Source organism: Methylobacterium sp. C33D, assembly GCF_053345825.1.
In genome coordinates this window covers 12749-38634 of the sequence record NZ_JBKFAV010000046.1, presented here as the reverse complement: position 1 = coordinate 38634, position 25886 = coordinate 12749, and the positions used below count along the sequence as shown (strand labels likewise).

The 25886-nt window shown below is 71.2% G+C and carries 28 protein-coding genes; 12 read left to right on the top strand and 16 right to left on the bottom strand.

Annotation, left to right across the window (positions count from 1 at the left end; genetic code table 11):
- Positions 1–19: 19 nt before the first annotated feature.
- On the bottom strand, positions 20–1588 hold the full coding sequence (locus tag ACLBXO_RS27200; protein WP_447687355.1) for a glucan biosynthesis protein D: 1569 nt from the start codon (positions 1586–1588) through the stop codon (positions 20–22).
- Between the two features lie 167 nt (positions 1589–1755).
- Here ACLBXO_RS27200 and ACLBXO_RS27195 point away from each other — a divergent pair, with 167 nt between their 5' ends.
- The 3 genes from ACLBXO_RS27195 (at position 1756) to ACLBXO_RS27185 (ending at position 3293) form a co-directional block, all read left to right on the top strand.
- Complete coding sequence (locus ACLBXO_RS27195; protein WP_331317743.1) at positions 1756–2352, top strand: ribosome hibernation promotion factor; 597 nt, start codon at positions 1756–1758, stop codon at positions 2350–2352.
- Positions 2353–2496: 144 nt separating this feature from the next.
- On the top strand, positions 2497–2964 hold the full coding sequence (gene ptsN, locus ACLBXO_RS27190) for a PTS IIA-like nitrogen regulatory protein PtsN (protein WP_331317744.1): 468 nt from the start codon (positions 2497–2499) through the stop codon (positions 2962–2964).
- Positions 2964–3293: a hypothetical protein gene (locus tag ACLBXO_RS27185; RefSeq protein WP_331317747.1), complete on the top strand. Its 330-nt coding sequence runs from the start codon at positions 2964–2966 to the stop codon at positions 3291–3293. The genes ptsN and ACLBXO_RS27185 overlap by 1 nt, the downstream gene beginning before the upstream one ends.
- 40 nt (positions 3294–3333) lie before the next feature.
- Here the strand turns inward: ACLBXO_RS27185 and ACLBXO_RS27180 are convergent, their stop codons facing one another.
- From ACLBXO_RS27180 to ftsE, 3 genes are all read right to left on the bottom strand, one after another.
- Complete coding sequence (locus tag ACLBXO_RS27180) at positions 3334–4110, bottom strand: YdcF family protein (protein ID WP_447687354.1); 777 nt, start codon at positions 4108–4110, stop codon at positions 3334–3336.
- Positions 4111–4262: 152 nt separating this feature from the next.
- A complete protein-coding gene (locus ACLBXO_RS27175; RefSeq protein WP_331317750.1) occupies positions 4263–5231 on the bottom strand; it encodes a cell division protein FtsX in 969 nt (322 codons plus the stop codon).
- Complete coding sequence (gene ftsE, locus ACLBXO_RS27170; protein WP_331317752.1) at positions 5228–5920, bottom strand: cell division ATP-binding protein FtsE; 693 nt, start codon at positions 5918–5920, stop codon at positions 5228–5230. The genes ACLBXO_RS27175 and ftsE overlap by 4 nt, the downstream gene beginning before the upstream one ends.
- Before the next feature lie 181 nt (positions 5921–6101).
- On the opposite strand from ftsE, the gene ACLBXO_RS27165 reads away from it, so the two are divergent.
- Together ACLBXO_RS27165 and ACLBXO_RS27160 are read left to right on the top strand one after the other, a co-directional pair.
- The gene (locus ACLBXO_RS27165; RefSeq protein WP_447687359.1) at positions 6102–6893 is read left to right on the top strand and encodes a zinc-ribbon domain-containing protein; all 792 of its coding nucleotides are present in this window, start codon (positions 6102–6104) and stop codon (positions 6891–6893) included.
- A 122-nt stretch (positions 6894–7015) separates the two neighbouring features.
- Positions 7016–7957, top strand: coding sequence for a helix-turn-helix domain-containing protein (locus tag ACLBXO_RS27160; RefSeq protein WP_447687353.1), 942 nt, complete (start codon positions 7016–7018; stop codon positions 7955–7957).
- Between the two features lie 3 nt (positions 7958–7960).
- Here ACLBXO_RS27160 and ACLBXO_RS27155 read toward each other — a convergent pair whose 3' ends face one another.
- From ACLBXO_RS27155 to ACLBXO_RS27145, 3 genes are all read right to left on the bottom strand, one after another.
- Positions 7961–9142, bottom strand: a complete 1182-nt coding sequence (locus ACLBXO_RS27155; RefSeq protein ID WP_447687352.1) for a glycosyltransferase — start codon at positions 9140–9142, stop codon at positions 7961–7963.
- Positions 9143–9236: 94 nt separating this feature from the next.
- Positions 9237–9644: a thioredoxin family protein gene (locus tag ACLBXO_RS27150; protein ID WP_331317755.1), complete on the bottom strand. Its 408-nt coding sequence runs from the start codon at positions 9642–9644 to the stop codon at positions 9237–9239.
- Between the two features lie 125 nt (positions 9645–9769).
- A complete protein-coding gene (locus tag ACLBXO_RS27145; protein ID WP_447687351.1) occupies positions 9770–10084 on the bottom strand; it encodes a hypothetical protein in 315 nt (104 codons plus the stop codon).
- Between the two features lie 222 nt (positions 10085–10306).
- On the opposite strand from ACLBXO_RS27145, the gene ACLBXO_RS27140 reads away from it, so the two are divergent.
- Complete coding sequence (locus ACLBXO_RS27140; RefSeq protein WP_447687350.1) at positions 10307–10975, top strand: TetR/AcrR family transcriptional regulator; 669 nt, start codon at positions 10307–10309, stop codon at positions 10973–10975.
- 57 nt (positions 10976–11032) lie between these two features.
- The gene (locus ACLBXO_RS27135) at positions 11033–11494 is read left to right on the top strand and encodes a DUF2852 domain-containing protein (protein ID WP_331317759.1); all 462 of its coding nucleotides are present in this window, start codon (positions 11033–11035) and stop codon (positions 11492–11494) included.
- 54 nt (positions 11495–11548) lie between these two features.
- Here the strand turns inward: ACLBXO_RS27135 and ACLBXO_RS27130 are convergent, their stop codons facing one another.
- Complete coding sequence (locus ACLBXO_RS27130; protein ID WP_447687349.1) at positions 11549–13240, bottom strand: methyl-accepting chemotaxis protein; 1692 nt, start codon at positions 13238–13240, stop codon at positions 11549–11551.
- Positions 13241–13713: 473 nt separating this feature from the next.
- On the opposite strand from ACLBXO_RS27130, the gene upp reads away from it, so the two are divergent.
- Complete coding sequence (gene upp / locus ACLBXO_RS27125) at positions 13714–14349, top strand: uracil phosphoribosyltransferase (protein WP_331317761.1); 636 nt, start codon at positions 13714–13716, stop codon at positions 14347–14349.
- A gap of 9 nt (positions 14350–14358) precedes the next feature.
- Here the strand turns inward: upp and ACLBXO_RS27120 are convergent, their stop codons facing one another.
- The 4 genes from ACLBXO_RS27120 to kaiC are packed head-to-tail and all read right to left on the bottom strand — an operon-like array spanning position 14359 to position 18456.
- Positions 14359–16116 carry an ATP-binding protein gene (locus tag ACLBXO_RS27120; protein ID WP_447687348.1) on the bottom strand — a complete coding sequence of 586 codons (1758 nt, stop codon included), beginning with the start codon at positions 16114–16116 and terminating at the stop codon, positions 14359–14361.
- On the bottom strand, positions 16116–16388 hold the full coding sequence (locus tag ACLBXO_RS27115) for a circadian clock KaiB family protein (RefSeq protein WP_447687347.1): 273 nt from the start codon (positions 16386–16388) through the stop codon (positions 16116–16118). The genes ACLBXO_RS27120 and ACLBXO_RS27115 overlap by 1 nt, the downstream gene beginning before the upstream one ends.
- 41 nt (positions 16389–16429) lie before the next feature.
- Entirely contained in the window at positions 16430–16771 is a 342-nt protein-coding gene (locus tag ACLBXO_RS27110; protein ID WP_331317765.1) for a circadian clock KaiB family protein, read from the bottom strand.
- Complete coding sequence (gene kaiC, locus ACLBXO_RS27105) at positions 16768–18456, bottom strand: circadian clock protein KaiC (RefSeq protein WP_447687346.1); 1689 nt, start codon at positions 18454–18456, stop codon at positions 16768–16770. Before kaiC ends, ACLBXO_RS27110 begins: the two co-directional genes overlap by 4 nt.
- A gap of 242 nt (positions 18457–18698) precedes the next feature.
- Here kaiC and ACLBXO_RS27100 point away from each other — a divergent pair, with 242 nt between their 5' ends.
- The 4 genes from ACLBXO_RS27100 to ACLBXO_RS27085 all read left to right on the top strand — a co-directional run bounded on the left by ACLBXO_RS27100 (position 18699) and on the right by ACLBXO_RS27085 (position 22253).
- The gene (locus ACLBXO_RS27100) at positions 18699–19337 is read left to right on the top strand and encodes a DUF938 domain-containing protein (protein ID WP_447687345.1); all 639 of its coding nucleotides are present in this window, start codon (positions 18699–18701) and stop codon (positions 19335–19337) included.
- Positions 19338–19456: 119 nt separating this feature from the next.
- Positions 19457–20698 carry an ABC transporter substrate-binding protein gene (locus tag ACLBXO_RS27095; protein ID WP_447687344.1) on the top strand — a complete coding sequence of 414 codons (1242 nt, stop codon included), beginning with the start codon at positions 19457–19459 and terminating at the stop codon, positions 20696–20698.
- Positions 20699–20821: 123 nt separating this feature from the next.
- The gene (locus ACLBXO_RS27090) at positions 20822–21835 is read left to right on the top strand and encodes an NAD(P)H-quinone oxidoreductase (RefSeq protein WP_447687343.1); all 1014 of its coding nucleotides are present in this window, start codon (positions 20822–20824) and stop codon (positions 21833–21835) included.
- Positions 21836–21950: 115 nt separating this feature from the next.
- Entirely contained in the window at positions 21951–22253 is a 303-nt protein-coding gene (locus ACLBXO_RS27085; protein WP_331317771.1) for a hypothetical protein, read from the top strand.
- A 57-nt stretch (positions 22254–22310) separates the two neighbouring features.
- Here the strand turns inward: ACLBXO_RS27085 and ACLBXO_RS27080 are convergent, their stop codons facing one another.
- The 4 genes from ACLBXO_RS27080 to ACLBXO_RS27065 all read right to left on the bottom strand — a co-directional run bounded on the left by ACLBXO_RS27080 (position 22311) and on the right by ACLBXO_RS27065 (position 25885).
- Positions 22311–23192 carry a 3-hydroxybutyryl-CoA dehydrogenase gene (locus ACLBXO_RS27080; RefSeq protein WP_026604743.1) on the bottom strand — a complete coding sequence of 294 codons (882 nt, stop codon included), beginning with the start codon at positions 23190–23192 and terminating at the stop codon, positions 22311–22313.
- Positions 23193–23375: 183 nt separating this feature from the next.
- Entirely contained in the window at positions 23376–24329 is a 954-nt protein-coding gene (locus tag ACLBXO_RS27075) for an electron transfer flavoprotein subunit alpha/FixB family protein (protein ID WP_447687342.1), read from the bottom strand.
- Positions 24330–24394: 65 nt separating this feature from the next.
- On the bottom strand, positions 24395–25144 hold the full coding sequence (locus tag ACLBXO_RS27070; protein ID WP_056528346.1) for an electron transfer flavoprotein subunit beta/FixA family protein: 750 nt from the start codon (positions 25142–25144) through the stop codon (positions 24395–24397).
- Between the two features lie 168 nt (positions 25145–25312).
- Complete coding sequence (locus tag ACLBXO_RS27065; protein WP_447687341.1) at positions 25313–25885, bottom strand: cob(I)yrinic acid a,c-diamide adenosyltransferase; 573 nt, start codon at positions 25883–25885, stop codon at positions 25313–25315.
- Position 25886 lies beyond the last annotated feature (1 nt).

The window sequence follows — 25886 nt, the reverse complement described above, 5'->3', positions numbered from 1 at the left end:
TCGGCTGTCGGGTTGGAAGTCAGGGCGTCCAGCGGAACAGCCAAGTCTCGCTGGCCCGGGCCTGGCCGCGCCGGAGCGCGAGGCGCAGCTCGCTCGCGCGCTCGCTCCCCGGATCGAGCTCGAACAGGATCCGCAGGGTCCTACGATCGGGGTACCGAAACCGTTCCTGGCGCGTGATCGTCCCGGCCGAGGCGCCGAGGTCGACGTCGAGGTCGCCGGGCTGGAACAGCGCGTCGCCCTCGAAATCGACCGCGAAGAGCCGGCGATTGCCCGCGCTGCCGTGGCCGCAGCGGCTGTCGCGCACGCGGGCGATCTCGGGCGGCAGCGGGTCCGGCCAGCCCTTCGACCAGTGCTGCCGGCACTGGAAGCGCATCTCGGCGCCCTTCGCCAGCTTCGCCTTGGGACGCCAGTAGGCGAAGACGTTCTCGTTCAGCTCGGAATCGCTCGGGATCTCCAGCAGCGTCACCGCGCCCTCGTTCCAGTCGTCGAGGGGTTCCAGCCACAGGGACGGGCGCTGTTCCCAGTGCCGGTGGTCGTCCTGGAAGTCGTCGTAGGCGCGCGCGCGCTGCATGAGGCCGAAGCCCTTGGGCCCGCGATCCACGAAGGCCGAGACCTGCAGCGCCTCCGGGTTGTGCACGGGGCGCCAGATCGGCTCGCCGTAGCCGTTGTGGATCGCCAGGCCCTCGACCGAGAAGGCCGCGGCGCGCAGGTCGTCGACCCGTTTCCGGTCGAGGGCGCCGAACAGGAAGCTGCCCTGCATGCCGCCGAGGCCGATATGGTCGAGCTCGGCCCGGGCGAAGACCGTTCCGTCGATCTGCGCCGTGGAGACGTCGCGTCCCGGCGTCAAGGTGATCTTGAACGCCGCGGTCGCCGATTCCGACTCCGCCAGGGCGTGGACGATCACCGGCTGCCCCGCCTGCGGCGTCTCGACGAACAGCGCCCGGAACAGCGGGAACTCCTCGCCGCGGGAATCGGCCGGCCGCAGGGCGAGCGCCCGGGCGTTGATGCCGAAATCCTGGCCCTCGGCGACGAGGCGGAAGAACGAGGCGCCCTGGAACAGGGCGAAGTCCGACAGCCCGTCGGCGCCGTCGAACCGGGCGCGGAGGCGGAAGCCCGAGAACGCCGTATCGGCGGTCAGGTCGGGCAGCTCCAGGCCCGGGGCCGCGAAGGCGGCCCTCTCGTAGCCGACCGGTTGCACGAGGCCGTTCTGCACGACGTACAGCGACACCGGCGTCTCGAAGATCGAGCCGCGCAGGAGCGGCTCCAGGACGTAGCCGACGTTCCTGTCGGCCCAGGTCGCGCGGCCGTCGGCGGAGCGGATGGCCTCGTAGGCCTCGCGGGAGAGGTTCTTGAGAACGGCCGGCACGTCACCGGTCTTCGGCGCGGTGTAGGGGGCGGCGGCCCGGGCGCGGGCGAGGTCGGTCAGCGTGTTCGCCTCGAACGCCTCCCCGCTGCCCGGCAGGGCCGGGGCCTTCTCCGGGTCGGCCGCCCGCGCGGCCGCCGGGACCAGTCCGGCGGCCACACCGAGCGCGCCGCCCAGGACGGCGCGTCGTGTCGCGGTGGCGGGGAATCCGGGTGCGATCGTCATTCGGGCGGTCGTCTCGCGTCGCGGGGCACGGGGCGGGATGCCCCCTGTATACGGACAGGCCGGCTGAACCCAGGGTTAAGCAACCGCTTGAACCGCAAGGGGCTCCGTTGACTTAACCCGAGCCGGCTCTCTAATTCGGCCGACTGCATCGGAACGGGGGAGGCAGCATGGGATCGTTGCGAGTGACTGGCCACGGCGTGGATCTCGGCGAGAGTCTGCGCGGCCGCGTCGAGGAACGGATGTCGGCGATCCAGGCCAAGTATCTCGACTCGCACATGCACGATTCCTGCAACGGCCACGTCACGCTCCGGCGCGACGGCACCGCCTTCCGGACGGATTGCGTGCTGCACCTTGTCTCCGGCCTGACGATCGAGGCGAACGGTTTCGCCCACGACGCGCGGTCGAGCTTCGAGCAGACCGCCGAACGCCTGGAGACCCGGCTGCGCCGCTACAAGCACAAGCTCAAGCAGCACGCGACAGGCCCGGGCGACGCCGCGGCGGTCGAGGCCGCCTACGCGGTGTTCGCCGCCCCGGAGGAAGAGGAGGAGGACGTCGCCGCCGAGGGCGACGCCCACCCGCCGATCGTCGCCGAGAGCACCAAGACCCTCCAGCGCCGCACCATCGGCGAGGCGGTGACGGCTCTCGACATGACCGGATCCCCAGTGGTTGTGTTCGTCCACGCTGGCACCGGTCGCGTCAACGTCGTATACCGGCGGAGCGACGGAGCGATCGGCTGGGTGGACCCGCCGAGCGCCACCGAGTGACGCTGCGGGTCGGGAGTAACGGAGCCGGAACCGGCCGGTTTTCCCGCTGATTGAACCTAGCGGGGGCGCGGCCGGAAAGGTCGTCGACGCCCCTGCGACGAGGCCCGCTTCCTCGCGAACGGGCGACGGGGCAACGGTCGTTCGATGCCAGTTCTGGAATTCCTCGACCCCGAGTCGGTCGTGCCGGGCCTGCGCGCCCGCGCCAAGAAGCAGGTGCTGCAGGACCTCGCCGCGCAGGCGGCGCGGCGCCTGCCCGCCCTCGGCGAGCGCGCCGTCTTCGACACGCTCCTCCAGCGCGAGCGGCTCGGATCGACCGGCATCGGCGACGGCGTGGCGATCCCGCACGGCAAGCTGCCCGGCCTGGACCGCCTGTTCGGGCTGTTCGCGCGGTTCGACCGGCCGGTGGATTTCGAGGCCCTGGACGGCCAGCCGGTGGACATCGCCTTCCTGCTGCTCGCCCCCGAGGGCGCCGGCGCCGATCACCTGAAGGCCCTGGCGCAGGTCGCCCGCATCCTGCGCGAGCCGGGCATGCTCGCGCATATCCGCGCCGCCCGCGACGCCGGCGCGCTCTACGCCCTCCTGACGCGCTCGACGGCGCCGCAGGCCGCCTGATGATCCCGACCTTCCGTATCGCCGCCGCCCTGACCCTCGCGGCCGGGATCTCCGGCGCCGCCGTCGCCCAGGGCGAGACCACCTGCGCCCGCGACGTTCTGGTGGCGCAGTCGATGCAGCGCCAGGCCCTCGACCAGCTGGAGCAGGCCGACGGCGACGATGCCAAGAACTGCCGCGTCTGGCGGCGTCACGTGGAGACGATGCGGCGCGTGGCGAGCGTCTACGGCCGCTGCCTGTCGGGCTCGGAACGCAGCGAGCGCCTCGCCCAGGTCCAGGGGTCGGACCGCGAGTTCTCGGCGGCGATCAAGGCGCGCTGCAAGGGCCAGTAGGTCGGGCCGTCGATCGGGGGGTGGGCGGCGCGCCGCGCCCTCAATCGACGCCGCGCAGCATGAGAGGCTCGGCCACCATCTTCACCGGCTTGCCGCGCCCGATCAGGATCGCGGCGCGGGAGCGCTCGGGATCGGCCTCGAAGCGCGTGCGGACCCAGCTCACCAGGAACTTCACGTACTCGGACGCCAGGAGGCGCGCGGCCGGCGGGTTCTGCCACCAGCGGTCAGCATCGAAGGCCTCGGTCACGACCGGATGCGGCAGAACGCGGTCGCTGTCCTGCAGGGCGTGGTCGAGTTCGACAAGCGTCCGCGGCATGTGGTAGTTCGAGGTCACCACCGCGACGGTGCTGAAGCGGTGCGCGCGCATCCAGCGGCGCGTCTCGATGGCGTTGCCGATCGTGTTGCGCGCCCGGTAGTCGAGATCCACGCAGCAGGCGATCAGGTTCCGCTGGGTCGGGTTCAACCGGGCGATCTCGTCGCGGCTGGTCCGCTCGTTGACCCCGGTGATGAGCAGGCGCCGGCCGTAGCCGCCGGCGAGCAGGTCGATCGCGTCGCCGATCCGCTGGGCGCCGCCGGTCAGCGCGACGATCCCGTCGGCCCGGTCGGTCGGCATCCGCTCGTGGCGAGCGACAGCGCTGACGAAGATCAGGAATCCGGCGAAGAGGGCCAGCGTCCCGAGGCCGGCACCGAGGCTGCAGGTCCAGAGGGCGATCCGCCGCCGGCCGCGCGGGCGCACGTCGGCGCGGCGCGGGACAGCCCACTCGTGCCAGGCCCAGCCGACAGCGTCGGTCGAGGGCGGATCCGATGCGCGCAGCATACGCGTGGTCATCCTCTGGAGAATCGGCGCCGATTGCGGCGGCTCCGAGGCCGGCGCGATCGACTGTTTCCACACCGCAACGATAAAGTTTCCAGATGGTAAACGCGCCGGGACGACCCCCTATTTCCACGTCTCCGTGACGCAGCGGAGCGTCAAGCCAGGAAGCGCCGCACGGTCACGCGCGAGACGACGCCCGTGACGAGGGACGCGATGACGCCGATCAGGATGACGCTGGCGTAGCCGCGCGGGCCGATATGGAACGCGCCGAACAGCGCCTCGACCTCCTGACCGGCCGGCCCGGAGCGCGCGGCCCGGGCCAGCAGGCCGGCGATCACGAAGGCGACGAGGGCGAGACCCGCCCCGATCGCGCCGCCGCGCAGGCCGAGGCCGAAGAACCGCCGCTGGAAGGCCCGGGCGATGTAGTCGTCGTCGGCGCCGACGAAATGCAGCACCTCCACGACCTCGCGGTTGCTCGCCATGGCACCGCGGGTCGCGAAGGTCACCGCGAGACCGGTGGCGATCAGCACGAGCAGCACGAGCCCGATCCCGATCCCCACGAAGGCGTTGGCGGCCGTCGAGAGCCGCTGCAGCCAGAGGGCGTGGTCGTCGAGGCTGGCCACGCCCGGCAGCGCCTCGACGAGACGCGATCGCAGACGCTTCAGGTCGGCCGCCTGGCCGCTCGAGAGCTTGAGGGCGATGAGGCGCGGCACCGGGAGGTCGGAGAGGTCGAGCCCGGTCCCGAGCCACGGCTCGAGCAGACGCTCGGCCTCGGCCTTGCTGAACGCGCGCGTCTCGGCGATCCCCGGCTCGGCCTTGGCGATGGCGTCGGCGCGGGCGACGTCGGCGTCGACGTCGCGGCCGGGACCGGGCCGGACCTGGATCGTGACCTCGCGCGCCACGTCGCCCTGCCACTGGGCAGCGTTCGTCGCGACCATCTCGGCCGCGCCCGCGCAGAGGCCCGCGAGGAAGGTCAGGATCGCGATGACCGCCGCCAGGGAGCGGCCGGCCGCCGTGTCGGTGGGCACGAGCGGCGCGTTGCGGCGCAGGTTGGCCGGCATCGACGGGTCGGGCGGCACGGCCGATCCACCGGGCTTCGTCCGCGGCATCGCCTGAGTGCTCATTCCTCGATCCGCAGCCGGCCTTCGCCCAGGACCATCCGGCGGGCATCGACGGAGTCCATGATGCCGAAATCGTGGGTCGCGATGATGACCGACGTCCCGAGCTTGTTCAGTTCCAGGAACAGGCGCAGCAGACGCCGCCCGAGGCCCGGGTCGACGTTGCCGGTGGGCTCGTCCGCGAGCAGCAGGTCGGGCCGCGCGATCAGCGCCCGGGCGATGGCGGCGCGCTGCTTCTCACCGCCCGACAGCAGCGGCGGCAGGGCGTGCATGCGCTCGCCCAGCCCGACCCAGCGCAGCAGCTCGACCACCTCGGCCCGGTAGCTCGCCTCGGCACGGCCCTGGACGCGCAGGGGCAGGGCGACGTTCTCGTAGGTGGTCAGGTGGTCGAGGAGCCGGAAATCCTGGAACACCACGCCCATCCGGCGCCGGAGCCCGGTCAGCGCCTTCGCGGAGATGTCGCTCACCTCCTCGCCGAAGATCGAGACGAGCCCGCGGGTCGGGCGCACCGACAGCAGGATGAGGCGCAGCAGCGTGGTCTTCCCGGCGCCGGACGGACCGGTCAGGAACTGGAACGAGCGCGGCGCGATGCGGAAGCTCACGTCGGACAGCACCTCCGGCCCGAGGCCGTAGCGCATGCCGACGTTCTCGAACTGCACCACCGGCCGCTCCGCGCCGGGCAGCAGGCTCTTCATGCTCGCCTGTAGGTTCAAAGCCGTGCCGTATCTCGTCTGTCCCTCCCTCGGGAATCGCCGGAGCGCCGGGCGTTTTCAAGGCCTCGGGAGTTTCACGGCCCCTTAACCCTGTCCGGCGACACTTCTTCAAGCAATTCACTGTCCGGCCCGGTCGCGGCCGATCGATGCGAGTATGGCGCGGATGCTGATCGCCTGCCCGAGCTGCGCGAGCGAATATCGCATCGACGCCAGCAAGGTCGGCATGGAGGGCCGCTCGGTCCGCTGTGCCGCCTGCCGCGAGACGTGGTTCATCTCGCCGGCCGACGTCCTCGCCGGTCACGAGGCGGAGCTGGCCGCGCAGACCGAGACCGATCCCGTCGCGGACGCGGCCTGGGAGGAGGCGACCGCCTCGGTGCGGAGCGCGACCGACGTCCCGACTCCCGGAGACGGGCGGCCTGCCAAGCCCAGGAAGCCCGCCAGGAAAACCGCCAGGAAACCCGCCGGGGCGGCGCGCCGCGCCATCCCGGGCCTGACACCGTCGCTGGCGTTCGGCCTGACGCTCCTGGCGGCGATCCCGCTGGTCTGCCTCGCCCGCACGAGCGTGGTCCGCGCCGTCCCGCAGACCGCCTCCCTGTTCGCCCGCATCGGCCTGCCGGTGAACGTGCGCGGCATCGAGATCCGCGACGTCGTCGCCTTCAACAACCCGCCCGAGGACGACAGCCCTGCGGAGCTCGTCATCGAGGCCGACCTCGTCGGCGTCGCCCGCTCGGACGCGCCCGTGGCGCCGCTGAGCGTCGAGATCCGCGATGCCGGCGGCCGGACGATCAAGACGTTCTCGGTCCCGCCGCCGCGGACGGTCCTTGCCGCGACCGAGACCGCGCGGTTCCGCGCGAGCCTGCCGTCGCCGCCGGCCGCCGGGCGTGCGGTCGTGCTGCGTTTCGCCGACGCGTCCGCGACCGGCCCCGGCCCGCGGGTGGCAGCGGCGGACCGTTGAGGCAGGTCCGCGTCGGCACTGAGCTCAGGTTGTGCATGACGATCGGATCTGCAACCTTCTCGCAGGGGGTCCCGTTGCGGGCGTGAGCGTCGGCCGTCGCGGGCGCCCGAGGCCGTCGTGCTTTGAGCGTTCACCAAACCGTCCCCATCCTCGTCGAGACGACCGACTCGGTCGAGCAGAAGCGCGCCTTCGACTATTGGCGCAGCACGGTTCTCGCGCGCGTCGACGCGACGTTGCTGGCGCCCGACGTCCCGTTCGCGGCCGCCCGCCGCCTCGCGATCACCGGCCACGGCGCGGTCCTGCACACGCTGAGCAACCCGATCGCGGTCGAGCGCACGGCGCAGCACGTGCGCCGGGACGGGCACGACGACATCGCGATCGTGCTCCTCCTCCGAGGCAGCGGCTACGTCGAGCAGGGCAACGCGGGTGCCGTTCTGGATGCGGGGGACATCACCGTCCACGCGATGGATCAGCCCTTCGCGATCGGCAGCCGCGATCCCTACGAGGAGATCCGCCTCCAGGTGCCGCGCGCCGCGTTCCTGCGCCAAGTCGGCACCGTGAACGCCTTCGCCGGTCGCAGGCTCGGCGCGACGCCGCTCAGCAGCCTGTTCGCGACCTATCTCCGCTCGTTCTCCGAGACGATCGGCAGCCTGTCGGAGGCGGAGGCGGGCATCGCTCTGGAGGGCGTGCTGCACCTGCTCCGCGCCCTGGCGGACGGGCAAGCTGAGAAGACCGCCGAAGACCTGTCCGGCGACGCCGTGCGGTCCCTGGCCCTGGCCCACATCGAGCGCCGGCTCCACGATCCCGCCTTCGGGCCGGAATCTCTGCCGGCCGCCCTGCGGATCTCCAGGAGCCGCCTCTACGCGTCCTTCACGGGCGACGAGGGCGTGGCGGCGAAGATCCGCGACGCCCGGCTCGACCGGGCCTACCGGCGGCTCCGCGGTGGCACCCGCATCGGGCCAGTCATGACGAGCTGCGGCTTCACCGACGCGGCGACGTTCAGCCGCGCCTTCCGCCGCCGCTTCGGCGTGGCGCCGCGGGACGTGCTGGAACGCCGATCCTGACGCTCAGACGCGGCTGCCGCGCGGGTCGGCGGCCGTCCGCGCGGGTCCGGCCGCGCCCACGACCCGCCGCGCCCCGGCGGCGAGCCCGAGACCGAGGCGGATCGCGGCTACGCCGACCCGCGCGATCCGGATCTGCGCGGGCAGCTGGCGCGGACCGATCGGGCGATAGGCCAGGCGCGGGCTGGCGCGCTCCGCCTCCGCGATGGCCTGGCCGAGGGGCAGGGACGCGATGCGCCGTGCCTCGTCGGGAGCGATGCCGATCGCCCGGGCCCAGCCGTCGCTCCGCGCGAGCGCCCCGCGGCCGTGCATCTGTCGGAAGCGCCGGCGCCAGAGGTAGCGCCACACCGCGCGCGAGAAAATCTCCATCCGGGCGTCGCAGAGCGCGTCGGGCTCCTCGCAGCGGGAGCGGATCGTGTCGGCGACGCCGCCCGGAGCGCGCCCGGCGAGGCGCGCCGAGATGGTCACGCACACGTCGGTGGCGTGCCGGACCCGCAGCCCGTGCTCCAGCAGCCGCGCGATGAAGGCGCCGTCCTCCCCGAGCGGGATCTCGGGCATGCCGCCGACCGCCAGATAGGCGCGGCGTGTCACCGCGAGGGTCGCGCCGATCGCGGTCCGGTGACAGGGCCAGGGGTCGTTCGGATCGGGATCGATCCGCGCCTCGGCCTCGGTGATCAGGGCGTCGTACGTGTCCTCCAGCCGGCCGCGGGCGGGGAGCGAGGGCGGCAGCAGCGCCGCCTCGGCCGCGTCGAGCTCGACCCGGCCGGCGACCGCGTCGGCCCCGGCCGCGATCGCCGCGCGATTGCGCGCCACCCAGTCGGGCGGGACCCGGCTGTCGGCGTCGGTCGACAGGATGATCCCCGCATTCCCCGCATCACCCAGCCACGCGGCGGCGGCGTCCATGGCCCGGCGACGGGCCCATCCGGCATGGGCGCCGGAGAAGTTCTCGACGAACACCCGGACCGGGATCGACAGCGTCGGAACCAGCGCGGACACGAGCGTCTCCGTGTCGTCCGTGCAGTTGTTCAGGAACAGCACGAGCCCGACGCGCCCCGATCCGGCCCCCTCCTGGGCGTCGATCGCCCGCAGGCAGGCGGCGATACGCTCCTCCTCGTTGCGCACGGGCACGGCCACGATCGCGTCGGGACCGGGGACGTCTGACAAAGGGGGGCTCGGCACCGGTGACATTCTCCGCCGGACCCGTCGCGCGGGCCTCGTGCGGGCTTATGCCGGGGCTTCCCTGAACGGGACCGGACAGGTGGACCGGGCGACGCGCGCCGCGTCAGAGGGTCTTCTCGACGAGCCCCTCGATCCATTCCGGCTGGGTCTCGCCGACCGAGCGGCCGACCTCGGTCGCGCCCTTGTAGGCGATCAGCGTGCTCTGCATCCGCACGTTCAGGCGGCGCAGCAGGTCCTTCTGACTGTCGAAATCGATGTCGAAGATCTGGAGATCCTTGAAACGCGGTTCGGCCGCGAGCTTCCCGAGGATCGGCTTCTGCGTTCGGCAGATCGGGCACCAGGGGGCGCTGACCGCGATCAGCACCGGCTTCCCGTCCCTCTGGGCGGCCTCGAAGGCGGCGTCCGAGAACGGCCGGGTCTCGCCCGCCCGAGCCGGGCGCGGCCTACCGAGCAGGCCCGAGCCGGCGAGGGTGAGACCGACCAGCGCGAGGACGTGACGGCGAGTCTTCATGGCGTGCGATCCTCCCGCCACCCCGTCCGAGCGGAGGGCGCTGCTGTTGGCGGGATGCTACGTGGCGCGGCGGGGCCCGTCGCTGTGACCTGAGCGCCCCGAAGGCCGAAAGCCCGCGCGCCGGATCACATTGTCGAGACGTCGCCCGTCGGCGGCTCGGACGACCGGTCTTCCGCGACGAGCGCGGCGACGTCGTCGGAATTTACCGCGTCGATCGGGCGCCGGATCCGCAGGGCACGCGTGGGCGCGCCCGCCCGCATCACCAGCACGATCGTCTCCATGTCGGGGCAGCCCGGATCGGCGCAGGCGATCTCGTTGACCGCCAGCGCGTCGGCATCCGCGAGGCCGAGGGCCGTCCGCAACTCCTGCTTCAGGCGCGCCGCGATCGCCGCGCGCTCCGCCGAGCGGGCTCGCCACGCCTTGAGGCTCACGAAGGCCATGCGCGATGCTCGTCGTCCTGCGATGGAAGCCCCGATACCGATGATGTAATAATGTTGCGCGGGCTGGGAGCGGTCAAGCGTCGCCCCATGCGCCTGAAACAACCGTCGTGTTCACCGGTCTTGTAGACGCCAACCTCCGAAACCCGACGTCGTTGGTCTTCGGACTCGACAGCGGCTCAGAGGTCCGGTGTGGTGTCATCGGCGCGCGAAGGATGTGAGATCTTGCGACCCTGGCGGGACGGGCCGGATGACCGGCGCAGCTACCATCACGGCAATCTGAAGGAAGCCCTCTTGGAGGCCGCGCGCCGCTTCATCGCCGAGCGCGGGATCGGCGGCTTCACCCTGGTCGATGCCGCGCGCCTGGTCGGCGTGACGCCGGCCGCACTGTACCGCCATTTCCGGGGCCGCGAGGCGCTCCTCGAGGAACTCGCCGGCCGGGGCTTCGCGGAACTCGCCGCCCGTCTGGCGCGGGCCCTGACGTCGCGCGGGACGCCGCTGGAGCGGTTCACCCGGATGGGCGAGACCTATCTCGCCTTCGCCGAGGAGGAGCCGGCCTACTACGCGGCCATCTTCGAGACCCGCGGCGCACCCGCCGCCGGAATCGATTCCGACACAGCCGCAGGCGCGGAGGCCCGGCCGAGCCCCTTCGACCTCCTGGTGGAGGCCCTGCAGGCGACCTTCGCGGACGGGTTCGGGGGCGTGGCGCCGCGCTTCATCGCCCTGGAAGTCTGGGCGCTGGCCCACGGTCTCGCCACCCTCTCGGCCGCCGGCCACCTGCCGCGCGGCCCCGGTTTTCCCGACAAGTACGAGCTGCTGCGGGCCGGCGTCCTCGCGCTGGTGCACGGGGCGGGTCGCGCCGGCGCGCGCGAGGGCGGCCGCGAACGGCCTTGAAAGGCACCCGCCGGACCCGCATGTTAACCGCGTTCACATGAACAGCGGAGCACAGCCGTGACCTCTCAATCCTCCTCTCCCTGGGCGACCGGCAGGCTCTGCCGGTCCGGCCCGTTCCCGCGTCGGTCCCTGGAGATCGGCGCGATCGTGGTCGGCTTCATCTACTGGTGGCCGGTCGGCCTCGCGCTCGTCGCCTGGAAGCTCGCCGGTTACCCGGCCTTCGCCGAGATGCGCGACGCCGCGCGCCGGACGGTCTCCGAGTTCGAGGGCGGGCGTCCGGCGTCCCGCTTCGCCCGCGCCTTCGAGGCTGCGAACCGCCGCGGCGGCAGCGGGAACGCCGCGTTCGACGAGTACCGCCGGGCCGAGCTCGACCGTCTGGAGGCGCAGCGGCGCGCCCTGGAGGAAGAGAGCCGCGCCTTCTCGGAGTTCGTCGAGGAGCTGAAGCGCGCCCGCGATCGCGAGCAGTTCGACGCCTTCATGGCCAAGCGCCGGACCGAGGGCGGCGGTCGCGCGGTCTGAGCCCGCGATACGACAGCGTCCGGGCGCAGCGCCCGGACGCGCCCCGGCTCGACGTCAGGCTGCGCGGACCCGGTCGAGGAATCGCGCCACCTCCGCGTTCAGGTGCTCGGATTGCTCCGAGAGCCGCGACGCTTCGGCCAGGACGCGCGCGGCGGCCTCCCCGGTCTGCTCGGCGGCGCTGGCGACGCTGACGATGTTGCTGGTGACCTCGCCGGTGCCGGCAGCCGCCTGCCCGACGTTGCGGACGATCTCGTGGGTCGCCCCGCCCTGCTGCTCCACCGCCGCCGCGATCGACGTCGCCACGCCGTCGATGTCGCGGATCCGGGCCGTGATCGTCCCGATCGCCGCGACGGCCTGCCCGGTCGAGGCCTGCACCCGCCCGATCTGGCCGGCGATCTCCTCCGTGGCCCGGGCGGTCTGCTCGGCCAGCGCCTTCACCTCGGTGGCCACGACCGCGAAGCCGCGGCCGGCCGCGCCCGCCCGCGCGGCCTCGATCGTGGCGTTGAGCGCCAGCAGGTTGGTCTGGCCCGCGATGGTCGAGATCAGCCCGACCACGTCGCCGATCCGCGCCACGGCCTCGCTCAGGTCCTGCACCAGCGCGCCGGTCTGGTCGGCCTCGGCGACGGCCGCCCGCGCGAGGCTGGCCGAGCCGTCGACCTGCCGGCCGATCTCCTGGACGGACGTGCCGAGCTCCTCGGCCGCCGCCGCCACGGTGCCGACGTTGCTGGCCGCCTCCTCGGCCGCGGCCGCGACGGTGGTCGACTGGCCGGCGGTCCGCGCGGCGGTCTCGGTCATGCCGCGAGCGGTGGCCTGCAGGCCGGCGGCCGCGGTCGAGACCTGCGCGACGATCCCGCCGACGGCGTCGGCGAACCGGTCGGCGATCTGGCGCATGCCGAGGCTGCGCTGCCGCTCCGCATCCTGCCGGGCCGCGTCCGCCTCGCCCTCCAGCTGGCGGGTGCGGATCAGGTTGTCCTTGAACACCTGCACGGCCGCCGCCATGGCACCGATCTCGTCGCGACGATGCCGGAACGGGATCTCGGTCCCCGCTTCACCCCGCGCCAGGCGCGTCATCGCGCCGGTCATCGCGGAGATGGGCCGCGAAACGTAGAACAGGCCGAAGAATGCCGCGGCCAGCGCCGACACCAGCGCGAGGCCGATCCCCGTCACGGCCGCGACCGACGCTGTGTCGATCCGGGTCATCGCCCGGTCGGCGTCCTCCGCCGCCGCCTTCTCGTCGTGGGCCACCAGGCGGGCGAGCGCCGCCCGCGCGGCGTCGTAGAGCGCGACGACGTCCGGTTTGATCAGCAGCATGGTCGCCTGCGTCTGCTGGCCCGCTTCCATCAGGCGCCGTACGTCCCGATCCGCCTGCTCGAACCGGGTCCAGGCCGCGTCGAAGGCGTCGTACTGCGTCCGCTCGTCGACGGTGGTGATCAGCGGCTCGTAGGCACGCCGCGCGTCGCGCAGCTGCGCGTGCGTCCTCGCGAGGGCGGCCTCGTTGGTCGCCCGATGCTCCGGCGTATCCGACAGCAGGATGAGGCGATACTGCTTGATGCGCACTTCGGAGGCCGCCACTTCGATCGCGCCGACCTTCTCGAGGGAGGGTACCCAGTCCTTGGCCAGCGCCGTCGCCACCTCGCCGATCGCGGCCAATTGACGGAGCGACAGGCCGCCTTGCGCGGCCGAGATCAGCGCAAGTCCCGCGAAGAGGATTGCCAGGATCGCTTTCAGTGGAAGGGACAGGCGCATGTATGTGATCGGCCAGATCCGGAGATGGGACTGTCGCATCGCATGGGTCGATGCCGGCGACCGCATTTAGAGACTTCCGTCAGGCGCGCAAGTCGAGTGATCGGAAGCACGATTTTCGTTGTCTCTCGGATATATTTTCCGGAACATAGATCCGATCGCAGATGGAGCCGTCATCGACCTTTCGACGAAGCGCATGGGATCCCTACAGCGTCAGATATTTTGCATATCAAATTTTTTCTTCCCCGAACAAACCGTTCTCAAGAACCGGACAATTGATGCCTTCAACGAGCCCGCATGAACGGCTCGGACCGCGCGCGTCGTCGTCGACCCAGTGGGTCGCGGGAGCGGCCCCGGCGCGCGCGCCGGGCTTCTCGCGGTCCTGCCGGGCCGGCCTCCCGCACGGACGATCGGAACGAGTTGCGCCCCGGGCTCCCCTCCGGCATTGGTCCTCAACCGAGAGGGAGGGGTTGGGCATGTCGACGGGCCGGGTCACCGTGGTCGATCACCCGCTGGTGCAGCACAAGCTCACCTATTTGCGGGACAAGAACCGCTCGACCAAGGGATTCCGGCAGATCCTCAACGAGATCGGGATGCTCCTCGCCTACGAGGTGACCCGGGATCTGCCGCTGGAGCCGGTGACGATCGAGACGCCGCTGCAGCCGATGCAGGGGCAGCAGATCCAGGGCAAGAAGCTCGTCCTGGCGCCGATCCTCCGCGCCGGAGTCGGCTTTCTCGACGGCATGCTGTCGCTGGTCCCGTCGGCCCGCGTCGCGCATGTCGGGCTCTACCGGGACCCCGAGACGCTCGAAGCCGTCGAATATTATTTCAAGGCGCCCTCCGATCTGGCCGACCGGACGGTCCTGGTGCTGGATCCGATGCTGGCGACCGCCAACTCGGCCATCGCGGCCCTCGACCGCCTCAAGGCCCGCGGCGCGTCGGACCTGCGGTTCGTCTGCCTGCTGGCGGCGCCGGAGGGCCTCGCCAAGTTCCAGGCGGCCCATCCCGACGTCCCCGTCTGGACAGCGGCGATCGACAGCCACCTGAACGACCACGGCTACATCGTCCCGGGCCTCGGCGATGCCGGGGACCGGATGTACGGCACCCGCTAGGCGTCGAGCTCAGCGCCGGCCGCGTCGGGCACCGGCACGGCCCTTGCCGACGACCTTGCGGAGCGTGTGCGAGAGCTGGTCCACCGAGTAGGGTTTCTGGATCAGATCGAAGCCGTGGATGCCCTCCTGGGCCAGCACGTGGCTGTATCCGGAGGTGAGGACGACCGGCAGATCGGGCAGGCGCCGCTGCAGCTCGCGGGCGAGGGCGATGCCGCCCATCCCGGGCATCACCACGTCCGAGAAGACGGCGTCGAAGCGGAACGGGATCTTCTCGATCTCGACGAGCGCCTCCTCGGCGTTGGTCGCCCAGACCGTCTTGTGGCCGAGATCCTCCAGGATCTGCGTGGCGAAGCGGCCGACCTCGATATTATCCTCGACCACGAGCACGCACAGGCTGGTACCGTCGAGCCCGTTCTCCTCGCTCGGCGGCGCGGCGGACACGTCCGGCGCGTCCTCTGCCTGCGGCAGGTAGAGGGTGAAGGTCGTGCCGTGACCCGGGCTGCTGGAGACATCGACGTCGCCCCCCGACTGCTTCGCGAAGCCGAAGACCTGCGACAGCCCGAGTCCGGTGCCCTTGCCGATCTCCTTGGTGGTGAAGAACGGCTCGAAGATGCGCGGCAGCACGTCGGCCGGTATGCCGATTCCGGTGTCGGACAGCGACACCGCCGCGAAGGTGCTGCGCGACCCCGCGTGCCCGCGGATCGCCGGCATGGGCCGGTCGCCCGAGAGCGTCAGAGTCAGGATGCCCTCACCGCCCATCGCGTCGCGGGCGTTGACCGCCATGTTGATCAGCGCGGTCTCGAACTGGCTGAGATCGGCGCGGATGTAGCAGGGCGTTTCGGGAAGCGCGGCCACGACACTGATGCGCGCCCCGGTCACCGAATCGAGCATCTCGGCCACGGCCCGCAGCGACGCGCCGACCTCGAACACCTCGGGCTTCAGGGCCTGGCGGCGCGCGAAGGCCAGGAGCTGGCCGGTGAGCTTCGCGGCCCGATCGACCGTGTCGGAGATAGCCTCGACGTAGCGGCGGCGCCGCTCCTCCGGGAGCGCCGGGCGCTTCAGCAGGTCCGTCGAGGATTTGATCACCGTCAGGAGGTTGTTGAAGTCGTGGGCGACGCCGCCGGTCAGCTGCCCCACCGCCTCGAGCTTCTGCGACTGACGCAGCGCCTCCTCCACGCGCTCGCGCTCGGCGCTCTCGGACTGGAGACGGGCATGCGCCTCCGCGAGGGCCAGCATGTTGCGTCTCTGCTCGGTCAGGTCCGTCAAGACCCCGCAGAGGAGCGGCTGATCGCCCTGGCAGGCGAAGCGGCTCAGCGACAGGAAGGTGGCGCTCTCGGAGCCCGCCGTCGCGTGCAGCTCGATCTCCTCGCGCACCGGGCTGTCCATCGCCCGGCGGATCAGACGGCCGAGGTCGACATCCCGGTGCACGAAAGCCTGGAGGGTGCGGCCGGTCAGGCGCTCCTGGGGCTCTTCGAGCATCTCGGCCAGCCGCCGGTTGCAGTAGAGCAGCGTTCCGTCGAGTGCCAACGTGAACGCGCCCTCCTGCATCTGCTCGATCAGCGCCCGGTACGGCAGGTCCGCGTTCTCGAGCGTGTAGACGAGGCGCTCGTGGTTGGGGCCCTCCACGACGACGGCGTCGAAATCGCCCCGGCGAATGGCCGCGAGGGTCTCCTCGCTCTCCTCCAGCCGGGCCTCCAGTTCGCGGATATGGGCGCGATAGGCGTCGAGCCCGGGCTCGTCGCCGGGCAGCAGGGCGTCCACACCCATCAGAGCGGCTCCGCGGCGGACGCGATCGCGAGACCGCGCAGCACGCGGCCCTCGTCGAGGAGATCGCCCGAGAGGCGCCGTTCCGGCCCCGGCGCCACTCTCAGGAGAGTGGGAGCGGCGAGGATACCGTCGCGCTCGGCAAGGTCTGGCTGCTGATAGATGTCGACGATCTCCAAGTCGTAGCGGTTCGGGATGTGGGCCTCGCAGATGCGGCGCAGAGCTTCGACCGCGCGCAGCGAGCGCGGCGCGGTTCCGGCCACGAACAGCCGCAATCGGACGCGCTCCGTGTCCATCGGTGGGGGCGGGGCCGCGTTCAAGGCCGATCGGCCTTGGGACGGATATCCAGGCCGACCAGTACCTTCTCGGTGTTCGAGAGATCGCCGATGATCCGCTTCAGCGGCGACGGCAGCCGACGCACGAGGGTCGGGATCGCGAGGATCTGATCGCCGGCGGCGAGCTGGGGGTTCTTCATGAGGTCGATGACCTCGATGTCGTAGTGGCCGGCCAGATGCTCCTCGCAGAACCGCTTCAGGTTGGTCAGGGCGGCGAGGGACTTGGCCGTCTGTCCGGCAACGTAGAGGCGCAGGTGATAGTGGCCGGAATCGCGGTCCGGGTCCGTCTCGGGTGCTGGGTCGTCCGATGTCGCATCGCTCATTCCGCGGCACTCCGTCGTGCGATCAACGCCTGCTGCTCCGCCTCGCGCGTGGCGCCGCGCGCCGCGTCCTCGGCTCGGAGGCTCTCCTCCTCGTCCACAGCCGCCTCCAGACCGGCCTTGAGCTCCTCGATCTGGCGCTCCAGGGCGGAGCGCCGCCGCGCCATGTCGCGGAGCCGGCGCTCGGTCGCGTCCCGGTGCTGCTGCGCAGCGGCCCGCTCCTGCGCCTCCTGGACCAGGCGCGCGGTGCCGGTGAGGACACCTGATGGACCAATATAGGCATCAACCAACTGGATCCCGTCCGACGACATCAGAAATTCGCGGATCTGGTTGGAGTGGCTCATCCCCCGCGCCTTGATCACGTACAGGGTCCGCGTCCGCTCGCCGTTCGCCTCCATGTTCTGGAGCTTGATCCAGGCATCCATCAGCGAGGACACGCCGAGATCGTCGTCCTCCATCAGGGAGCCGTCGCCGCGGAGGGTGGTGAAGATCGCCGTGATGCCCCGGACCTTGATCAGGTCGATCATGCGCAGGAGCGTCGCCTGCAGCTCGCCCGACGGGCCGCGCAGGGCCGAGATCGGGTCGATCACTACCACGTCCGGCCGGAACTGGTCGAGGTCGCGGTGCATCCGCGCGAGATGCGTCTCCAGCCCGAACAGGCTCGGCCGCGCGGCCTCGAAGCGGAGGCGGCCGCTCGCCACGTGCGCGGCGAGGTCGAGCCCGATCGAGCGCGCGTTGCGGACGATCTGCGCGCCGCTCTCCTCGAACACGAAGGCCATGCAGCGCTCGCCGCGCCGGCAGGCCGCGTCGAGGATCGAGGCGGCCAGCATGCTCTTCCCGGTCCCGGCCTCGCCCGAGATCAGGATCCCGGATCCGCGATGGAAGCCTCGCGGCGCCAGCATCGCGTCGAGCCCCGCGATCCCCGTCGAGACGACGCCGTCGGGCACCGCGTAGTCGAGATCCGCCGAGGTCACCGGCAGCACGCTGATCCCGGCGTGATCGATCAGGAACGGGTACTCGTTGGTGCCGTGGGCGGAGCCGCGATACTTCACGACGCGCAGCCGCCGCGTGGTGATCTGGTCCTCGACGCGGTTGTCGAGCAGCACGACGCAGTCGGAGACGTACTCCTCCAGGCCCTGGCGGGTGAGCGGGCCGTCGCCGCGCTCACCCGTGATGATCGCGGTCAGGCCGCGATCCTTGATCCAGCCGAACAGGCGGCGCAGCTCGGCGCGGAGCAGGGTCGGATCGGTGAAGCCCGCGAACAGGGTCTCGATCGTGTCAAGGACGACGCGCTTGGCCCCGATCGAGTCCACCGCGAAGCCGAGGCGGATGAACAGGCCTTCGAGGTCGTACTCGCCGGTCTCCTCGATCTCGCTCCGCTCCACGCGCACGTGGTCGATGGCGAGCCGGCCCCCCGCGACGAGGCCGTCGAGGTCGTAACCGAGCGACGCGACGTTCGCCGCCAGGTCCTCGGCCCGCTCCTCGAAACTCATGAACACGCCGGGCTCGCCGTAGCGCGTCGCGCCGTTGACCAGGAAGGTCGTGGCGAACAGCGTCTTGCCGCAGCCCGCGGCGCCGCAGATCAGCGTCGGCCGCCCGGCCGGCAGGCCGCCATGGGTCAGATCGTCGAAACCGGTGATGCCCGTCGCGACCTTGGGCAGTGTCGGGGCGGCTTGCGGATCGGGCACGTTGGGCGAAATCCTGGACGGGGTAGGGTTGGTCCGGAAGTGCGGCGGCGCTCGCCCCCAGTGCCGGGCCGGTCGGCCCGCCTCGCAACGCGGAGACGTGGGGCCTGGCTCGGACAGCGCGTCGAAGGGGCGGAACACCGCTGGAATGCGGTATGGCAACGGGTCCGCCCACGCAATATGGGTGCGTGACGCGGCCGGCCGTCATCCCGCCGACCGAGTGCGCAGACCGATGGAGGGGATCCATGCTCGGCTGGGAGGTCGACGTCAACGACGCCTTGACGGCGCCGGCCGTCGCGCGGAACCGCGACGCGATCCTGGCCGTCCTCCGCGAGGTCCTGCCCGCCCGCGGCACCGTCCTGGAGATCGCCAGCGGGTCCGGCGAGCACGCGGTCCACGTCGCCGCGGCCCTGCCGGGCCTGGACTGGCTGCCGAGCGATCCCGAGCCCGCCGCCCGGCGCAGCATTGCCGCGCACGCGCTCCGCGCGGGCCTCGCCAACCTTCGGCCGCCGCTCGCGCTCGACGCCGCGTCCGCCGCCTGGCCCGTCGCGCGGGTCGACGCGCGGATCGACGCGATCGTGTGCATCAACATGATCCACATCGCGCCCTGGGAAGCCACGGAGGGGCTGATGGCCGGCGCCGGCCGCGTCCTGGGCGCGGGAGGTGTCCTGTTCCTGTACGGCCCGTTCCGCGAAGCCGACCGGCCCTTCGCGGCGAGCAACGCAGCCTTCGATGCCTCCCTGCGCGCCCGGAATCCGGCCTGGGGTGTGCGGGACCGCGACGCCGTCGCCGCGGAAGCGGGCCGGCACGGGCTGACCATGGTCCGGCGCGTGACCATGCCGGCCAACAATCTGAGCGTGATCTTCAGACGTTCGGACAGCTGAGCGGCCGTCTGTCACGGTTTTCCGTATCTGCACACTGTATTCAGACCGCCGCGTGATGCACACTCCGTCTCTGGTCCCGATGCGGCGGCAAAAGCCGCACGGGCCGCAGGAGGAAGCCCATGCCGATGGAACGCAGCGTTTCGAGCCGGGCCCTGGCCCTGCTCGCAGTGGCCGGATTGTTGGGATCGACCCAGGCGCGGGCCGCCGATCCGATCCGGATCGGGGTGATCGCCGAGGCGCAGTCCGTGGTCGGAGCCTCGATCCCGCAGGCGGTGCAGCTCGCCGCCGACGAGATCAACGCCAAGGGCGGGATCGACGGACGGCAGATCCAGGTCGTCACCTACGACGACAAGTCCTCCGCCTCCGACGCGGTCCGCGCCTTCCAGCGGGCGGTCAGCGAGGACAAGGTCAACCTCGTCATCGCCAGCTACATCTCGGAGGTGGTGCTGGCGCTGATGCCCTGGGCGGCCCGGCTGAAGACGCCGATGATCACGCCCGGCGCGGCCTCGAACGAGATCAGCCTCGCCGTGCACAAGGACTACGCGCGCAACAAGTACACCTTCCACGGCTACCTGACCTCGGCGGCCCTCGCCCAGTCGATCTGCGATTCCACCAAGGACATGCTGATTGACCTGATGAAGGTGAAGACCGCCGCGATCATGAGCGAGGACGCGGCCTGGACCCGGCCGCTCGACGTCGGCTACGAGAAGTGCCTGCCCGAGATCGGCGTGAAGGTCGTCGACCACATCCGCTTCTCGCCGGACACGGGCGACTTCACGCCGATCTACAACAAGATCGAGGCGGCCAAGCCCGACCTGATCGTCACCGGCATCTCGCATGTCGGCGTGCAGCCGACGGTGCAGTGGCAGAACCAGCAGGTGCCGCTCGCCATGACCGGCATGAATTCGCAGGCGACCTCCTCGACCTTCTGGTCGAACACCAACGGCGCCACGCAGGGCGTGATTTTCCAGAGCATCGCGGTGCCGGGCGCGGCGATCACCGACAAGTCGCTCGCCTTCAGCGCCGCGTTCAAGAAGCGCTTCGGCAGCGACCCGTCCTACGCCGGATACATGGCCTACGATCAGGTCTACTACACCGCCGACGCGGTGAAGCGGGCCGGCACCACGGAAGCCGACAAGCTCGTCGACGCGCTGGAGAAGACCGACTGGGTCGGCACCGTCGGTCGCACGCAGTTCTACGGCAAGGACGACCCGTTCACCCACTCCATCAAGTACGGCCCCGGCTTCGTCACCGGCCTGATGGCGCAGTGGCAGGACGGCAAGCAGGTCGCCGTCTGGCCGAAGAGCCTCGCGCAGGGCGCGATCGTGCTTCCGGCCGCCGTGAAGGCGGCGGCCCGCTAGGCGGACCTACGGACCGGCAGCGGGCGCACGCAGCTTGCCAAGCGCGCCCGTTGCCGCAAGTAGAGCCGGACCGCGCCCCCGTGAGCGCGGCCGAGACGACCTGCGCGCGGAGGACAATCGCTGATGGCCACCACCGACCTGCCCGGAACCATGCGCCAGATCCGCTACGCGGGCTCCGGTGGACCGGAGGTGATCAGCCTGGAGACTGCCCCCGTGCCGAGCCCGGGGCCCGGCCAGGTCCTGATCGCGGTGGTGGCCGCCGGCGTGAACCGGCCCGACGTGGCGCAGCGGTCCGGGGTCTACCCGCCGCCGCCCGGCGCCACCGACATCCCGGGCCTCGAAGTCGCCGGCCGCGTGGTCGCGCTCGGAAGCGGGGTCGACAACCTGTCGGTCGGTGACGAGGTCTGCGCCCTGGTGATCAGCGGAGGCTACGCCGAGTACGCCGTGGCCGAGGCGGCCCACTGCCTGCCGCGCCCGAAGGCCGTCTCGCTGGTCGACGCCGGCGGCCTGCCGGAGACCTTCTTCACGGTCTACTCCAACGTGGTCCAGCGCGGCCGCCTCGCGCGCGGCGAGAGCTTCCTCGTCCATGGCGGGTCGAGCGGCATCGGCGCCACGGCGATCCAGATCGCCAAGCATGTCGGCGCCCGGGTCTTCGCGACGGCGGGCTCCGCCGAGAAGTGCCGGTTCTGCGAGGAGCTCGGGGCGGACGCCGCGATCGACTACAAGCAGGCCGACTTCGCCGAGGAGGTGAAGCGCCTCACCGACGGGCGCGGCGTCGACGTCATCCTCGACATGATCGGCGCGAGCTACCTCGCCCGGAACCTGAAGTCGCTGGCGCCCGACGGGCGGCTCGTGATGATCGCCCTGATGGGCGGCTACAAGGTCGACGGGCTGAACATCACGCCGATCATGCGCAATCGCCTGACCTTCACCGGATCGACCCTGCGCCCGCGCGGCAAGGCCGACAAGGCCGCGATCGCCGACGGCCTGCGCCGGGACATCTGGCCCGAGCTCGACGCCGGGCGGATCCGGTCCGTCACCCACGCCACGTTCCCGCTGGAGCGGGCGCGGGAGGCGCACGAGCTGATGGAATCGAGCGCCCATCTCGGCAAGATCCTGCTGACGACCGGGCGCTAGCCCCGGCCCCGCCCAGGAACCTGCCTCGGCGGCCCCGCGTTGGCCGCCGGTAACGAGATCGTGTCGCACAGCGCCCGTTCCGGCGTGTGGCGTCCCGCCGAGGAAGGTTTTGCACATGGTTGAGAGACTGAACCCGAACGAGAGCCGTCAGGGCGAGCGCGGCAAGCCCGTGCTCTGGGTGCTGGTGGCGAGCCTCGTCCTGCTGGCGATCGCCACCGTGGGCCTGCTCACCTGGAACGGCGCCAACGCGCCGAAGGACTACGCCAGCCAGAGCCAGGACGCCTCGCGCAAGGAGGTGACGGGCTCGGTCAACGGCCAGTCCGGCGGCTCGTCGCCGTCGAACAGCGCCGCCGTTCCGGGCGGCAACCCGTCCTACCCGCAGCCGGCCCAGCCGGGCGCGAACGGCGCGCCGAAGTAGGAGCGATCGAGCCCGGGACGCTCGGGACGGCGTCCGGCCGTCCCGGGCCCCGCGGTCTCAGCGGGTCGGGATCGGCGTGGGACCGCGGTAATCGTAGAAGCCGCGCTTCGCCTTGCGGCCGAGCCAGCCGGCCTCCACGTACTTCACCAGGAGCGGGCAGGGCCGGTACTTGGAATCCGCGAGGCCCTCGTAGAGCACCTGCATGACCGAAAGGCAGGTATCGAGGCCGATGAAGTCCGCGAGCTGCAGCGGCCCCATCGGGTGGTTCGCGCCGAGCTTCATGGCGGTGTCGATCGACTCGACCGATCCGACACCCTCGTAGAGCGTGTAGATCGCCTCGTTGATCATCGGCAGGAGGATCCGGTTGACGATGAAGGCCGGGAAATCCTCCGACATCGTCGACGTCTTGCCGAGCTTCGCGATGAACGCCTTGGCCGACTCGTAGGTCGTGTCCTCGGTGGCGATGCCGCGGATCAGCTCGACGAGCTGCATCACCGGCACCGGGTTCATGAAGTGGATGCCGATGAACTTCTCCGGCCGGTCGGTCGCCGCCGCCAGCCGGGTGATCGAGATCGACGACGTGTTGGTCGCCACCAGGGTCTCCGGCCGCAGCGAACCGCACAGCGTGGTGAAGATCTCGCGCTTCGTCGCCTCGTTCTCGGTCGCCGCCTCGATGACCAGGTCGCACGGGCCGAGGGCGGCGAAATCGCGGGCGGGGACGATCCGCGAGCGGGCCTCGCCGCTGTCGCCCTCGGTGAGCGTGCCCTTCGAGACGAGGCGGGCGAGACTGCCCTCGATGACGGACAACCCGTTCTCGAGCCGGGCGGGATCGCGGTCGTTCAGCAGGACCTCGAAGCCGGCGGTGGCGCAGACCTGCGCGATGCCGCTGCCCATCTGGCCCGCGCCGACGATGCCGACCCGCTTGATCTCCATATGCATGTGCCGACCTGTGCCCCCAAGGCGGATGCCGTAGCGCTGCCGCCCAGCTCTCTGGACGGCGCGGACGCGACGGCACCGCGCGAAGTCTCGCCGCTGCTGCCTTCTAGACCAATCCTCGATCCGGAAGGAACCCGTGAAGCCGCGTTCTGCGACAATGCTCGCGGGTTGCCAGATCCGGTGCCGTTACTGGCCCTTGGCCTTACCGATCTCGGATTGCAGCTCGGGCACGACCTGGAACAGGTCGCCGACCAGTCCATAATCGGCCACCTGGAAGATCGGCGCGTCCTCATCCTTGTTGATGGCGACGATGACCTTCGAGTCCTTCATGCCGGCGAGGTGCTGGATCGCGCCCGAGATCCCCACCGCGACGTAGAGGTCCGGCGCCACGACCTTGCCGGTCTGCCCCACCTGCCAGTCGTTCGGCGCGTAGCCCGCATCCACGGCGGCGCGGGACGCGCCGACGGCGGCGCCGAGCGAGTCGGCCAGCGGCTCGATCAGTTCGTGGAACTTGTCCGAGGAGCCGAGCGAGCGGCCGCCGGACACGATGATCCGCGCCGAGGCCAGCTCGGGCCGGTCGGACTTGGCGATCTCCTCACCCTTGAAGCTCGAGCCGCCCGCCGCGGGTGCGGCCGCGGACACGGCCTCCACCGGCGCAGCGGCACCGCCCTCTTCGGCCGCCTTGAAGGCCGCCGTGCGCACCGTGATCACCTTCTTGCCGGCGGGCGCCTGAACGGTCTGGATGGCGTTCCCGGCGTAGATCGGCCGCTCGAACGTGTCGGGCGAGACGACCTTGATGATGTCGGAGACCTGCGCGACGTCGAGCAGGGCGGCCACGCGCGGCAGCACATTCTTGCCCGTGGTCGAGGCCGAGGCGATGATCGTGTCGTAGGGCTCGGCGACGGCGGCGATGAGCGCCGAGACCGGCTCGGCGAGGTCGTGGTCGTAGACGCCGTCCTCGGCGTTCAGGACCTTCTCGACGCCGTCGAGCCTGCCCGCGGCCTCGGCCACGGCCTTCGATCCTGTGCCCAGCACGAGGGCGTGGATCGGTGCGCCGATCTCCTTGGCGGCGGCGAGTGCCTTCAGGGTGCCGTCCTTGATCTGGCCGTTGCCGTGCTCGACGAAGAGGAGTGTCGTCATGGTCTGGGGTGCCCTCGAGGGTGGTGGCGCGGGGCTCGACCGTCGTCCGGGAGCCCCGCCTCGGATCAGATGACGCCGGCTTCGACCTTGAGCTTCTGGACGAGCTCGGCCGCGGAGGCGACCTTCACGCCGGCCGATCGGCCCGGCGGTTCGGCAGTCTTCAGCACCGTGAGCCGCGGGGTCACGTCGACACCCAGCGCATCGGGTGCCAGCTCCTCCAGGGGCTTCTTCTTGGCCTTCATGATGTTGGGCAGCGACGCGTAGCGCGGCTCGTTGAGGCGCAGGTCCGTCGTCACGATGGCCGGCAGCTTGAGGCTCACCGTCTGCAGGCCGCCGTCGACCTCGCGGGTGACGTCGAGGCTGCCCTCGCCGGGCTCGATCTTGTACGCGAAGGTGCCCTGAGGCCAGCCGAGCAGGGCGGCGAGCATCTGGCCGGTCTGGTTCGAGTCGTCGTCGATCGCCTGCTTGCCGAGGATGACGAGCTCCGGGCTCTCCTTCTCGACGACGGCCTTCAGGAGCTTCGCGACGGCCAGCGGCTCGCAGTTGACGTCGGTCTTCACCAGGATCGCGCGGTCGGCGCCCATGGCGAGCGCCGTGCGCAGCGTCTCCTGCGCCTGCTGCGGGCCGATCGACACGGCCACGATCTCGGTGACCTTGCCCTTCTCCTTCAGGCGGATCGCCTCCTCGACGGCGATCTCGTCGAAGGGGTTCATGGACATCTTGACGTTGGCGAGCTCGACGCCGGAGCCGTCGGCCTTCACGCGAATCTTGACGTTGTAGTCCACCACCCGCTTGACGGGCACCAGCACCTTCATGGCGGTCACGATCCTTCCCCGGAGGATTCTTGTCGTCGTGCAGGCCACTCCCACGGGCGCCCGAGGCGCAGCGTGGCGGGGGGCACGCAAGGCGCCGGACCGTAACGGCCACATTTCCGCCTTGTCAACGCGGCGCCGTGGCGGCTCCGCGAAAACCGCGATGCCGGCTCAGCGATTGGCGCCGGGCACCCAGAGCACGTCGTCGGCCCCGTCGGCGTTCGCCGCCCGGCTCGCCACGAACAGGAAGTCCGACAGGCGGTTGAGGTAGCGCAGCGCCTCCGGCGAGACCGTCTCGTCCTCCCGCGCCGCGAGACTCACCGCGAGCCGCTCGGCGCGCCGGCAGACGGTCCGGGCGAGGTGCAGGGCCGCGGCAGCCGGCGAGCCGCCGGGCAGGACGAAGGATTTCAGCGGCGGGATCGCGGCGTTCAACGCGTCGATGTCGCGCTCCAACCGGTCGACCTGGCTCGCCACGATGCGCAGCGGCTCGTAGGGGAGGGGTTCCGCGGTCGGCGGCGTCGCGAGGTCGGCGCCGAGGTCGAACAGGTCGTTCTGGATGGCCCCGAGCATCTGATCGAGCGGCCCCTGCGTGTGCAGGCGCGCCATGCCGATGCAGGCGTTGGTCTCGTCGACGGTGCCGTAGGTCTCGACCCGCAGGTCCGCCTTCGAGCGCCGCTGCCCGTCCGCCAGCGCGGTCGTCCCCTTGTCGCCGGTCCTCGTGTAGATGCGGTTGAGCTTGACCACG